1 protein-coding gene (running past one end of the window) is annotated in these 15133 nt (G+C 54.4%); it reads left to right on the top strand.

The window, feature by feature from the left end; translation table 11 throughout:
• A protein-coding gene (locus SH573x_RS15970) for a right-handed parallel beta-helix repeat-containing protein (RefSeq protein WP_479356636.1) crosses the window boundary here: on the top strand, window positions 1-15133 show its 3' end. The gene continues 16337 nt to the left of window position 1, outside the view; 15133 of the gene's 31470 nt are visible here — the last part of the coding sequence; its start codon lies beyond the left edge, outside the window; its stop codon occupies window positions 15131-15133.

Genomic DNA, 15133 nt, shown 5'->3' with positions numbered 1-15133 from the left:
GATCGCAAGTACAACCAGCGGTGTGGTCGTCGCCTGGTCCGAAGCTGCCAGCGGTGTCTCGCGAGTTTATGTGGCCGAACATAACGGCACGAACTGGAACGAGCTATCCAATCCAAGCGGCGCAGGCGTGCTCAGTTCCGCCAAGCACTCGACCGATCCCAGCTTGATCGTCACCGCCACCGGTCGTCCGACCGTCGCTTGGACCGAACATTCATCGACCGGCAGCGATATTCAGGTCGCCCAGTACGACGCTTCTGCCAACGGTGGTCTCGGTGGGTGGATCGCGCTCGGCACCTCGCTCGGTGCTTCGGGAATCTCGAACACTGGGACCGCCGAACATCCACAACTGATCGAAACCAGCTTCGGTTTGGTAGTTGTCTGGCGAAACGTAGTCGCTGGTGTGGCGCAGGTCTATGCTCGTGTATTCAGCGGTGGTAGTTGGCAGAGCTTCGCAGTAGGCAGCGATACTGCCGGAGGTGTCTCCTCCGCAGGCGTTGGGTCAGACATCCAAGACATCGCGGTTAGCACACGCGCTGGTCGCGTGGCAGTGGCTTGGACTCAACTAGACGTCGACACCGGCGTTCGCCAGGTATACCTTCGCGAAACCACCGGTGCGAGTTGGAACGAGATCGCTGGCTCTGCAACTGGTAATGGCGTCAGCGGAGTCACGAACAATGTGATAGGCGGCGTGCCCACCAGCAATACGAGCCCCTCACTTGCGTACCTGGGCAATGATCTGTTCGTCGCCTGGAGTGCCTATGTCGACGAAAGCTCGTCCGTTGTCACTACCCGTTATGCGTCATCTGCCGGTGCACCCGAGGTGGTTAGTCAAATTGAAACCGTCAATCGATCCGCGATGCCAAAGCTGGTGTCTAACTCGACCGTGTTACAGTTGATATGGCAAGGAGCCCGCGATCAGCTCTATGCGATGCGATGGAATGGATCGACGATGGTCGAAGAGATCCCCGGCGATGCTTCGAATATCGGAGTTTCCTTGACAGGCCGTATGATCGATTCGTCGTCGGCTTCGGTCGACGCCAGTGGTCGCGCTGCCATCGCCTGGATCGATCTCAGTCAGGGCGAGCCATCGCTGATGGTCCGCCGCAATAATTTCTTGGTCACCGGTTCTGTCTATCATGCATCACCGACCGGCAATTCTATTCAACAGATCCTCGACAGTAATGCTCTCGGCGCGGGCGATGTGATAGTGGTCAATGGACAACTGACTGGCAGCGTGAGTATCACGGCGGCGGATGCGGGCGTGACTATCGTCGGTGCGCCGGGTTCGGTTATCACTGGTAACTTTGCCATCGCTGCGAACGACGTCAAGTTGCAACGATTGAATATCATTGGCAGTGTAACGACCACGGCATCGAATAACTTTTCGCTGCGAGAGAGTTCTATCGCGCGTGGCGTTGTCCTCAATGGCGGCAGCGGTGCCCAGCTTTCCCATAATCAGCTTACCGATGCCAGCAATGCTTTGCTGATCGTCGGCAATGCGGCGAGCACTGTCGTGCGCAGCAACACGATCACTGGCGCGGTCAACGGCGTCTCGGTGGGTGATCCCAATGGCGTGCTGGTCGGTGGCGCATCGAGTCTAAGTCTGCTGAACAATAGGTTTGTTGGAAGTGCGACAGGCTTGCGTATTCGCGTGGCCTCGTCCGGTGAAATCACAGGCAACGATGTGGTCGCGACGAACACTGGCCTGGATCTCGATGCCGCGTTTGCCGGATTGATTCGGCAGAATAACTTCCGCGACGCTATAGTCGGCGTACGTTACGAGTTCGCAGCCAGCCTGAGCGACAATGACATTTTTGGTAACCAAATAGGCATCATTTCAACCGTCGACTCCGCGACAGACGGATTGGGCTATCAGCCAGGTGTACAACCCAATCGCATCTATGAGAATATCACCGGCGTTCAGCTGACCGGTCGCATGCAGCATCAACACATCACCAACAATAGTATGGGCGTGTTAGGGAGTGGCCAACTGGTTAGTGTCGATCCCGAACATGCCAACGTGATTGAATCCAACTCGGTTGGAGTGGACTTCAGCGGAAGCATCAGTGGCAATCGCATTGGACGCAACGTCACAGGAATTGTCGCCCCCGCCGGTCAGACGATCAGTGGCAATACGCTGTACCGCAACACGACCAGCATTCAGATTGTTAGTCAGACTGACGTGCGGATTGTAGGCAATACCTTCTACACGCCGGTCGGTGACCACGTGCGTATCACCGGTGGTTCGCGTCAAGTCGAACTGATGAATAACATCTTCTGGACCGAAGATGGTTACAACATATTCGTGGCCAACGACAGTACTGTAGGCTTCCACAGCGATTACAACGTGCTGCACACCAGTGGCAACGGCAAGATCGGCTACTGGACTAAAGATTTCGATGATATCCTCGATTGGCAAGAAGACATCTATCAGTTTGACCTAAACTCGATCGGCCGCACCGCGGTCAATCCAACCTGGTCAGAGCCACGGTTTATCAACAAAGCGGCTGATGACTATCGAATCTATGACCAGGTTGCCCGCGGGCGCTTTACCAGCCCGACAGTAGATGCGGGCAACCCGCTGGTGGATATCGCTCTTCCAACAAGCACGGTTAACCTACTGAGCAATCCAAGCTTCGAAGCCGGCCTGAGCAGTTGGACAGCCAACCCTAGCGGTGTCATTCAAGCCACCAATCCCGCGCCCCACGATGGCAGCAGCTATTTTGCCAGCGCCGCTAATCCCACCACCACGCTGGTACAGACGATTGATCTTTTGGCCTCAGGGTACACAGCTACAGCACTGGATACGCAAGATCTGTCGGTAATCTTTGGTGGTCGAGTCCGATCGGCCAACGAAGCGGTACGTGATTCCGGACGCATTACGATTACGTTGCTCGACGGCAGCGATGTCTCCGTCGGTACCGCGTTAGTCGCCGAATCATCGCGGACTTCAGATCGCTGGGAATTGATTGGCGGCAAGCAGTATCTGCCTTCGGGCGTGCGCAAAATACGCTTCGAGTTTCAAGCCATTCGACAGTCGGGCTCGACCAACGATTCTTATCTCGATCGTGCGTTTGTCTATATCCAACCAAGTACCGCATCGCCTGACCTTGGGGCCGGTAGCCTGACCAATCAAGACGTCGCTCAGAATGCGCACCTGGTTCTCCGCAGTCCCGATCTGTACAAAGACTGGGAACGTGACAAACCGCTACCGATACGCTGGGATTCATTCGGCAATACGACGGATTCGCCCGTTCGCATCGATCTGTATCAAGATACGGCCAATGGTCCGGTTCTGGTAACAACCATCGCAGCCTTGACGCCTGATGACGGTCAATTCACTTGGATTGCCGCCAGTAGCGGTGTCAACTACGGCACGTATGGACTGCGGATTCAAGTTTCGCTGGCCGATAACACGACGGTGCTCGATCGCAGCACTGAAACGTTTACCGTACCTGAAAACACGAATACCTTCTTTGTAAATGACTCTTCGACAATTGGTGATCAGTATGTGACCTCGGTAGGTAGCAACCGTAACACAGGCAAGCTGGCTGCGACGCCCAAGCCATACCCGAACAACGTGCTTCGCATCTATGAAGTTGGCGCTAGTCAATCGCTGTCGATCGATCGCGGGACCTATCCGCTGCTCTATCCGCTAGTTGTTAGCAATTCGGCGAGCTTTGGTAACGACGAAGGTTTCCTGATGCGAGGAGCCAATGGTGGTACGACGCAGCTGCATCACGCCAACTCGCTCACTGTAGCCCCAGTCCTACAATTGATCGACGCCGACTTAATGACGATCACCGACCTCAGTTTGGTGGGAGGCACAAAGGGTATATGGGTGAGCGGCAATAGTCTCGATCTAGAGCTAGCCCGGGTACATCTGAACAGTAACACACAAGAAGGTCTGCTGATCGATGCGGGTTCGAGTGCTTTGACCTTGGATGAAATCTCCGCCAGCGGCAATGCCGGAGGTGGGATTCGCGTGCTGGGTGCGGTGAACGTGGTGCGTAACAGCGATATCAGCGGCAACCTGGCAACGGGTCTGACATTGTTAGGTACTGGTGCTACGCAAGTCTATGGCAATACGATTTCCAATAATGCCGGCATCAATGCTCACGGCATTCAGATTACCAAGTCTCCTGGAGACCCACTGACGATTGTCGGTCAGTCCGATCTGTCACTGTCGCAAGGCAATCGCATCTTCAACAACGGTGGTTCGGGAATCTTAGCCAGCGGCAATGTGCTGATTGTGGGCAACACTGTGTATGGTCACGTGGGTAACAACACAGCTGGATTGTCGATGAGTGGTTCGGTAGTGGCCGAACACAACGTCATCTTCGGGAACAACTCTGGGGCCGTTATTTCTGGAATTGGTACATTTTCGCAGAACCGCGTCTACAACAACCTCAACGTGGGACTCAACCTGTTCGGTACCGGCGCTGTGGTCGAAAAGAACGTGATCTACTCCAATGCCGTGGGGATGCAAGTCGCCTCCAGTATCGTCCGTAACAACCTCATCTACGACAATACGCTGCGTGGAATTTCGATTGATGGTGGTTCAGCCACAGTTGTGAACAACACAATTCATCAAACAGCCGCTGAAGCCGTTCGGGTACAAGCCCTATTTGGTCTGACCTTGACCAATAACATCCTGTGGTCCGATGGTGTCCTGGGGAATACAGCCTTGCTAGTCACCGCGCCACCGACGGTGAGCGCGGTGATGGATTACAACGCCTTTTATGTCACCAATTCGGCCGGCTATGGCCAGTGGGGTGGCGTGCGATACTTTTCCCTCGAAGCATTCCAAGCCGCTTCGCAAAGCAACTTCAATAGTCTGGCCCATAATCCGCAGTTTGTCAGTCCATTAGGTGCCGATGGCATTTTGGGCTATGCGAGTCCCACGCAAGATGGCCGCGACGATGATTTCCATTTGAAGAGTTTGTACGAAAGTTTTCATGGCGGTTCGTTCGCGCCGGTAGCCAGCGGTAACGGAACCGGGTTGCCGACAACTTTAACCGGAACTTGGGCCATTGATGCGGTGCAATCTCCATCGATTGATGCGGGCAATCCTCTCAGCAGCTTTGTTAGTGAACCTACGCCCAATGGAAACATTGTTAACCTGGGAGCGTTCGGCAATACTGATCAAGCCTCCAAGAGTCCGGTGGCTTTTTTGGAAGTAAAGAACCCGGATGGTGGTGACCTGTGGCTGGTCAATCAGACGTTTAACATTCGTTGGACCAGTCACAATCTGAACGCACCTGGAATTACTTATGCGATCGATCTGCTGCGCGTGGGCAATCCTGTGCCTGTGCTGAACATCGCGGCGGCAGCGGCGGGCACGGGCTTGTATGCCTGGACGATTCCCGGCAGTTTGGCTCCAGCCAATGACTATCTGATACGTATCACGCAGAGCGGATCTGGGTTGGTTGATGAAAGCAACGCGCCATTCACGATCGAAGAGCAAGTTACGATTTATTATGTCAACGATAGCCTCGTCGAAGCTGGCGATCTAACGACGGCAGCTGGTGACGATCTGAATAACGGCCTCAGCCCCAATGCTCCGAAAGCTTCCATTCAAGCCATTTTGGCTGCCTACGATCTGGGACCTGGCGATCGCATTCGCATCGACGCGGGTAGTTATACGCTCAACACGGACATCCTGATCACCGCGGGCGACGCGGGCATTACCCTCGAGGGTTATCACGATGCCGCTTTCCCTGATCGGAAGACCATCCTAAACCGCGTGGCCAGCGGCCGACCGATCTTTGAATTGCAAAATGCGGACAATGTCACGCTAGAGCACATGGAACTATCTGGTGCGTCCGTAGGCATCTTGGCCAGTGCCACCTCGGACAGCGACGACCTGGTCTTGCGCAATTTGCGCTTTATCGATGTGAATATGGGTGTGTCATTGGATGTAACCAACGACCGCACCTTGATCACAGGTTCGTCGTTTGATGGTAGCAACTTTACGCGACAACATTTCCATATCGCAGGTACCGACACCACGATCGAATTTAGTCAGTTCCTGCGCGGAGGTGGCGGCGGTGGTGGATCGAGCAGCAAGACGCTGATTGGCGCTCGTGGGCTGTTTCAGAATAACGAAGTCATCAACGACGGCGTGTTATCTGTATTCGCGAACTTCTCAAACGCGGCGGATACAACCATCGTTCGCGATAACGTATTCCGCGATTCACTGCGAGGCGGGATTGTAGCTAGTGGGCTGCACTCGCTGATCGAAGGAAACACGTTCAGCAACTTGATCAATCCTGCGGCAATCAATCCCGTCGAGACGATCAACAGCGGCGGCACTGTCCGAAACAACGTCGTCTCGGGCGGCCAATATGCAATTGCGGGTACCGGGCTGATCGAAGGCAATCGCATTTATAACAACTTGCGCGGCGTGCTGGGATCTACTGGCAGTCGCATTCTGGGCAACGAAATATATGACAATCAGATCGGTGTCTTCACCGCTTCGGCTTCTACGCTCGTCCAGAACAATAACATCTATCGCAATGATCTGGGGATTCAGTTGGGAACTGCCGGCGGTGGCGGCACAATTACGATCGCCAATAATACGATCTACCAAACCAGCGGCCATGCGATCGAAATCTTAGGCAATAGTCTGCTGACTTCACAAAACAATATCTTCGTAGTCACCGACGGCAATGTGATCCAGGCGCTTTCGGGAGCCACCTTCACCAGCAGTGACTACAACCACTACACATTCCTGGGCAGCGGCAACGTCGCCAACTTCAATGGCCAGATCCTGCAGTCGGTCTCGGATTGGCATTTCCAGTTTGGCTTCGACGCGAACAGCATCACTGGCGATGCGCAGTTCATCGATATCGACGGGACTGATAACAAGCTCGGCTTCGATCGTGGTAACGGGTTGCAAGTCAGTTACTATAACAACACGGATTTCAGTGGCTTACCGGTCCTGCAACGCATCGAAACCGCCATCGACTTTGGCACATTTGGACAATCCGGATCGCCCGCGCCGGGAGTCAACGCCGACAACTTTACCGCGCGCTGGGAAGGCTTTATTCATATTCCCACCACTGGCGATTACACCTTCTACGCTCTGAATAATGACGGTGTAAGGTTTACACTCGATAACGTGCTGCGAATCGATCAATGGATCAGCAGCAGCGTTGAATACAGTTACACTGCTACGGGCCTGGCTGCTGGCTGGTATCCAATCAAGTACGAGATGCGCGAACTAACGGGCACTGCCAATACAAGATTCAGTTGGCAAGGGCCTGACATCGCCAAACAAACTGTGCCGCGCAACGCCATGGGCACCTTCTCCGGTTTTGACAACACTGACCGAGGCGCAGACGACAGCTTCGTGGTTCAAGCCACATCGCCGACGATCGACGAAGGCAATCCTAGCAGCGTTTACTTGTGGGAGCCGCTTCCCAATGGAGACCGAATCAATATTGGTTCGACCGGCAATACCGTGTTGGCCGCCAGCCAGGCAACTCCGCAGCTCTACATGCTCAATCCAAATGGTCTTGAGAAGTTGCCGGTTGGTACAACGACCAATGTTCAGTGGTTGGCCTCGGGCCTAACCGCCAATCGCCCCGTTTCTTTGATCAACCTTGGCAGCACAACGACAGTCGATAACTTCTTGCCCGATACGGTGCTCAGTTCCGGCTTCGCTTACAGTACCTCTACAGCGACCGATGTTTCTGGTGTACCTCAGCCTGCCCCGCAAGATGTTTACAAGTCAGGTGTTTGGACGGGCGGCTCCATCGGAGCCCGATCGATTTTCCAGATCCCAGTGCCCGATGGTAGTTATGAACTGCGATTGCATTTTACTGCCCTATCAACCCTCAATGCCAATATGGACATCGTCGTGGGCGGTGTGACGTTGGCAACTGGTTACGATGTGGCCACGGCTGCAGGCGGTGTGGCTTTTAAAGCCACGATGCTTCCGCTGAGCGTCAGCGCCACCGGCGGCACTGGGCTCAGGTTGGAACTGGTTGCCAACACGATTCAAGGCGCCCGGATTGCAGGGGTGGAACTGGTGGCTGTTAATGCCGGTGGGGTGGTCAACCCAACGTTTGATCTCCAATGGTCCAATGACGGTTCGACTTGGACGAACCTGGCAACAGGTCAGTCGGTCGATCGCTTTGGTCGTGGCCAATTCGATTGGACCGTACCAGTTTCGATGGTGCCAGGTAATAACTACTTAGTGCGAGTTATCTCCAGTGGCAGCACACCAGCAGCCCAGGATGTTTCGAATCAGCCATTTGAGATCGTCAATGGCGGTACGAACTATTACGTCAATGACGGCTCTCTGCTAGGCGACAGCGTTACCTTGGCAATAGGCAGCGATGCGAACTCCGGTAAATCACCGTCGCAGCCGATGCGGTCACTAGAAGCCGTCTTCCGCAACTATGACCTCAATCCAGGCGATACGATTTATGTCGATTCAGGTTTGTACTCACTGACGCGCGATTTGGTGATTGGCAACGCGGATTCGGGAGTGCGTCTGGTGGGCCCCGTAGATCGATCGGCTGTACTGGAACGAGCCGGTGTGGCCACTAGCAGTAACTATGTTGCCCGTTTAGAAAACGCCGACAACATCACTTTCGAGAACTTTACAATTCGCGGCAATGGTTCCGCCGGTATCGCTGCATTGACATCGCCGGGCAGCGACAATCTGACGATTCGCAACAGCCTGTTCACTGCCAATAGCATGGGCCTGCGAGTCGAATCGGGCAATTTCACTTCGGTGATCGATTCCACTTTCGATGGCGGACCAACTCGCAATCAAACCAGCCATCTTCGACTGGTCGGCAGCGGTGCTGTGCTTCAAAACAACCTGTTTACGAAGTCGAGCACCCTGGCTGTGTTCGTAGCGGGTGCAAGTGGCCTGATTGAGAACAATGAATTTGTCGATAACCAAAGTTCCAATTTGGAAGTAAACGCCCAATCAGTTCCTCACACCATCGTCCGCAGCAATACGATTCGCGACTCGGTAGCCAACGGTGTTACATCCGGTGGATTCGTAATCGTCGAGGACAATCACATCTTCAACATGGGCGTCTTTGGTGGCTCCAATGACACAGCCGGCATCCGCGGTACCGGCACCTTCCGAAACAACACGATCCATGGCGTTGAAGTTGGCATCATGCACGCGTCCGGTGTGTCACAGGGCAATACCATTTATGACGCTTACCTGGCCGGTGCCTGGATCGGTAGCACTACGACGTTTAGTGAGAATCGAATCTACTCGTCGCTGCAAGGTATCGACGTTCGCGATCAGTTTGGCGTAGGAAACGCGAACACGAATCCCACCCTTTCGAATAACCTCATCTACGCCAATCAATCGGGCATTCAAGTCAACAACGGTGCGTCGGCTCAGATCCTGGGCAACACCATTTATCAAGTCACGGGCAACGCGATCTCTTCGGTAAATGGTTTGGGTTCACTACGCATCGAGAATAACATTATCTCGGTAGATACCGGTACGGCGATCGCGCTTGCAAACCAAACCGGCACGGTGCAGAGCGATTACAACTTGTTCCAACTGCGTGGGGCTGGCAAGATCGGGACTCAGTTCAACTTCGACATGGCGGACTTGACTACTTGGATGTTCGCGATGAACGCTGACCGCAATAGTCTCTCAGCCAATCCGCAGTTCGTGGATATCGATGGCGCTGACAACGTACTAGGGTTTACATCGACCAACTTCGGGGCGGATGATGATTTCCGGGTACTCGCTGGTTCGGTGACTATCGATGCTGGAAATCCTGTGTCGCTTTACGCACGGGAACCTCTACCCAATGGTAACCGCGTCAACATGGGGGCTTATGGCAATACTAGCCTCGCCACAACCAGCATCACAGAAACAGTCCAGGTACTGTCGCCTAATGGCTTTGAGAAGCTGGAAGCCGGTTCGTCGACGACGATCCGTTTCCAAACATCGGGCCTGACACCTATACGCCCAGTTGCTCAACTGGCCACCAGCGATGTCTCTGCGGACCGTTGGAGCTCTGCCAGTGCCTTACATCAAACAACAGTCTTTCAGCCAACGACGACTGCCACAATTGACGTGAGCCAGGTCACTGAGCCCGCGCCGCAGTCGGTATATCGCAAAGCCTCCCGCATTGATGGCATTGGTGCTCAGCAACGATTGGTGATTCCCATTGCGGACGGTGTCTACACGATACGACTGCACTTTGTCGAGTTCGATAATTTGGGAGGCGTAGGTGCGCGTCGCTTCGATGTTAGTATCGATGGCACAACCGTGCTGGGTAACTTTGATGTTCTGGCTACCGCTGGTTCGGTTAACCGCGCGGTAACTCGGACGTTCAGTGGCATCCAAGCTACCGGTGGTACACTCGAAGTCTCCCTGATGAACCTGACCAGTTTAGGCAGTATCATCAGCGCCATCGAGATTACCGCCGATGAAGCGGTCGCTGACCCGACACCGACGGTGACTCTGCAATACTCCAGCAATAATGGAGCCGCCTGGTCCACGATCGCTACGAATGTACCGGTTGATGTCTTCGGTCGCGGGCAGTTCGCTTGGACTCCGGCGGCTCCCACCAACACGCGGACCAGTTTGATTCGGGTGATTTCCGAACAAGGAATCTCGGCCAGTGATCAATCGCAAAGCGCCTTTGAAGTAGTTAACGCTGGCGTTGACTTTTACGTCAGCCCAACTGGCAATGACTTAAACGGTGGCAAAACTCCGGATCGCCCGATGCGCACGCTAAGTGCTGTGCTCGAGAGTTTCAATCTCGATGCGGGGGACACAATTCATGTGGCCAGTGGTGCCTATCCGCTGATTCGCGAAGTTCAGATTAACAGTGATGACTCCGGCGTGCTAATACAAGGCCCAGCGGATGCGTCGGCTGTCTTTGATCGACAGATTCAATCTCTGGGCTTCATTCCGCATGGCTTTGTGCTCAACAATGCCGACGGAGTGACTCTGGATTCGATCAGTATAACCGGCGCATGGTCTGGGATTCACGCGCCACAAACGTCCGACAGCGACGATCTGACAGTGATCAATAGCCGGTTGTACGGCAACTACAACAGTGGTCTGGATATGGGAGCCACTAACGATCGACTGGTGTTTCGGAACAACGAAGTCTTCGGATTGCCAGGTGGCAGCTTTCTCGATAACCAGATCTATGGCGTGGCGCTCGAACTAGGTATTAACGTCGGTGGTTTGGGCGGAGGCGTTGATCACCTGGTTGAAGAGAACGACATCTTCGATAACGGAACCGGACTAGCGCTGCGCGGACTGCGGGCTGTGGCTAGAAATAACCAAGTGCATGGTAACACGCTGGGCATTCAAGCCGCAATTGGCACAAACAATGATTCGGACAGGCAGCGAATAGTCGGAAACGAGATCTTCGCCAACCTCGATGGTGTGACAGCCTTCGGTCCCATCACGATACAAGGCAACCGGATCTACGGTCATACGGGCACCAACCGCGCCGGATTGACCGTCGGTTCTAATGCGCCGGTCGGTGATCCCACCAACGCCAAGGTCCTCGATAACGAGGCCTTCGACAACTTCATCGGCATCAACAACACCGGCGGCGGTAGTACGTTGATTCGGGGCAATGCCATTTACAACAATTCCAGTGTGGGCCTGATCGTCAATGGTCAGAGTTTAGTCTACGAGAACAGAGTCTACTCGAATTCCATCGGTATTCGTGGTTCTGCGTTCTTCGGCGGGACCCTCGCCAGCAACGTGATTTATGCCAACACCAACACCGGACTGCAGCTCGAGAATACTACTACCGTGACTGCTTATGTCACTAACAACACGATCTATCAGCAAGTCGGCGATGCTATTCACCTGCGCAATTCAGCCCGCAATATTACGCTGGCCAACAATATCGTGTGGATTCTGTCCGGCTATGCGATCAACGTCGATAACACCAGCCAAACGGGATTTGTTAGCAACTACAACTTATTACACAAAGGTTCCGATAGCAACGCCCGCATCGGATTCTGGAATGGCGATCGCGGCAACCTGTTTGATTGGCAAACGGCATCGGGTCGCGATGGCAACAGCCTGTCGGCCGATCCCTTGTTTGTCGATATCGACGGCGCTGATAATGTCCTGGGTTATTCCAGCGCCGGGAACATCAATGGCGGAGCGGATGACAACTTTTACCGCTTGCAGAATTCACCAGCCACCGATCGTGGTGACAATTGGGCAGCGCGCTATGACGACATCGATGGCTTTAAAGCCGTCGATGATACAGGAGTTGCCAATGCCGGCCGGTCAACGCTCACGCCAACTGTTCTCGGCAGCAACCTCTTCACCCCTACGGGCACCGCACAGAACTGGCGCAGCAACAATGTTCAATTTGCCTACACGTTCATAGGTGGATTCACGTTCCCGTTCTTCGGCACGACTTACACGTCAGTCAGCGTTTCGACCGAAGGCATGTTGCAGTTCGGCAATTTTGGTAACGTCAATGGCAACAACAGCCCCGCAGCGTTAGTGAGCGCACCGCGCATTGCCGCCATGTGGGATAACATTCGCACCAATGGCTTAGGTGACGATATCTTTGTCGATACCAGTGTGGCCGGCCAGGTTAAGTTCCGCTGGAACGCATTGAACGAAGCAGACAACTCGGATGTGCAGTTTGCGATCGTACTCTTTTCCAACGGCGAAGTTCGCTTCGACTACGGGCCAGGCAATACTGGTCTGACACCGACGGTGGCCATTACCAACGGCAATGGTTACATGATTGAACTGGTACCTGGTTATGACAATGCTACGGCGCTAACCAACGCCAACTCAGTCAGTTGGACCTTGTCGCCAGGTGCTCGTGATATCGGTGCATATGAGTATCGAGGTAATAGCAATGACCTGACGGCCCCCCGTATTATCGGCAGTTCGCCACTGGTCGTGCATAACGCGGGTTTATCGGCGGCGTCAATAGGCGAAATCAATTTGACGTTCGACGAAGATCTGTTGCCTCTGTCAACCATCACGGCCAGCCAATATGAATTGCGAGGCGCAGGTGGTAACAACCAGTTTGGTGATGGCGATGACGTGGTCTATGCTCTCACGCCACTGTTTATTCAGACGCTCGATACGTTAAGCTTGAGCATTGCAGGCAGCCCACTGGGGGCAGGCAGTTATCGCTTAACCGTCTTCGATTCCGGCTTGATCGATCTGGCTGGCAATCGTATTGATGGCGATGCCAATGGCACAGCCGGTGGCAGCTATGTACGCACTTTCCGAGTGACCAGCAACGTAGCGCCTGTGCTCAGTGGCAGCTACAATTTCGCCAATGTCAACGAAGATGTTTCGAGTGCAAGTAACGCAGGAGCCTTGGTATCGACCATCATCGCAGGACGCGTCGTCGATGCCGATGGTCCGGGGCTGGGCATGGCGGTCGCTTCCGTCGACGACAGCAACGGACAATGGCAATACAGCCTCGACGGAATCAACTTTGTGCCAGTAGCTCCGATGTTGAGCGGCGGTCAAGTGCTGCTGTTGGCTGCTGATGCAACCACGCGGATTCGCTTTCAGCCGACTGCCAATTACTTCGGGTCTGGCTCGGCTATCGTCTATCGAGCTTGGGATCGGACGGACGAAACCTTGCCCGGTACCGCCGTGGCGCTCAGCAGTTTGCAAGTCAATTCGCTGAGTAACAATGTAGCCACCTCCACTATCTCGGTGACTGCGATTAACGATGCCCCCAACGATATTCTGCTGAGCAATAGTGAGGTACGCGAGAAGCTGCCGGTAGGTACGGTGGTGGGAGTACTGAGTGCCGTCGATATCGATTCGCCGGCTCCCGTGTCTTTCACGCTGGTCGATGGACTTGGATCAGCCGACAATCATCGCTTTAGCATTGTTGGAAACGAGCTGCGGTTGGCCGAGGTTCTGGACTTTGAGAGCCTGCCGCAGCCGACGGTACGCGTGCGAACGACCGACAGCTTAGGCGCAGTTTATGAAGAAGCCTTTACGATCTCGGTAACCAACGCACCGATTCGTGCCACTGGCATTTATGTGCGAGGCAGCGGCTGGAACAGTAGCTACCTGGCTATGTTGCAATCGAGCGGCTTAGGCTCGGTGGCTGGGGGCATTCGCCTGGTAGACGGGCCGAGTCAGTTGGCTCTATCCAGCACGTTAACCTGGCAGACGATTAATCAGATTACGGTCACCTTCGATGAAGGAGCATTGATTGATCCCAACGCGCTGCGAGTGCTCAGCGGCAGCAACGTTGATTTGGCGCTCGCGCCAGGAGGATACGTATACGATGGTGCCACGCGCACAGCGACCTGGACCCTGGCCAATCCGCTAACGACTGGTCGGTTCTTGATCTCCTTGGAAGCGGCCATGATTACCGACGGTGGCCTGGCCGCGCTGGATGGCGAGTACACAACCTCCAGCGATACCTGGGCAAGTGCTGGCGACGATATCGCTGGCGGCGATTTGAATTTCTTGTTCAACTACTTGCCGGGCGATGTTAGTCGCAATGGACAGACCAACCCGGGCGATGTGAACTTGTTGCGCAGTCTCGGCACAATTACTCCGGATGCTACCAACTACTGGCGGGATGTGACTGGCAATAATCAGATCAATCCTGGTGACGTCAACTACGTACGCTCGATCGGCACAATTGCGTTACCGGCTGCTACACCCACCATTCCACCACCGCCGCGGGGCGGCAGCCCGCTCACCGCTGCCAGTGGATTCTCGATCGCCACGCTTGATCAGGCCAGCTCTTATGTGCTGGCGACCGATGCACAACTGGGGGAAGTAGTGCAGCAAGCGATCACGATTTGGGCGAGTGCAGGATTGGATGCCGATTCGATCCAGCGCTTGCGTGAGGTACCGATCATTGTTGGTGATCTAGGCGCCAGTCCGTACTTGGGTATGAGCTACTCCGATCGGATCGTTATCGATGATGACGCTGCCGGTTGGGGTTGGTCTATCGGTGAAGTATCGGATGAGAGATTTGATCTGCTGACGGTCGTGTTGCACGAGTTGGGCCACCAGTTAGGGCGGAGCGATCTGTTCGAAGATGGTCTGGAAGATGAATTGATGTTTTGGGAATTGAAACAAGGAGAACGGAAGTCACCACTGCGTAGTGAAGCGGTGGATGAGTTTTTTGACGGTCACCTGTAG

Source organism: Rania fehmarnensis, assembly GCF_056494185.1.
The sequence above is the reverse complement of the archived record's forward strand: the minus strand, read 5'-3'. Positions and strand labels throughout refer to the sequence as shown.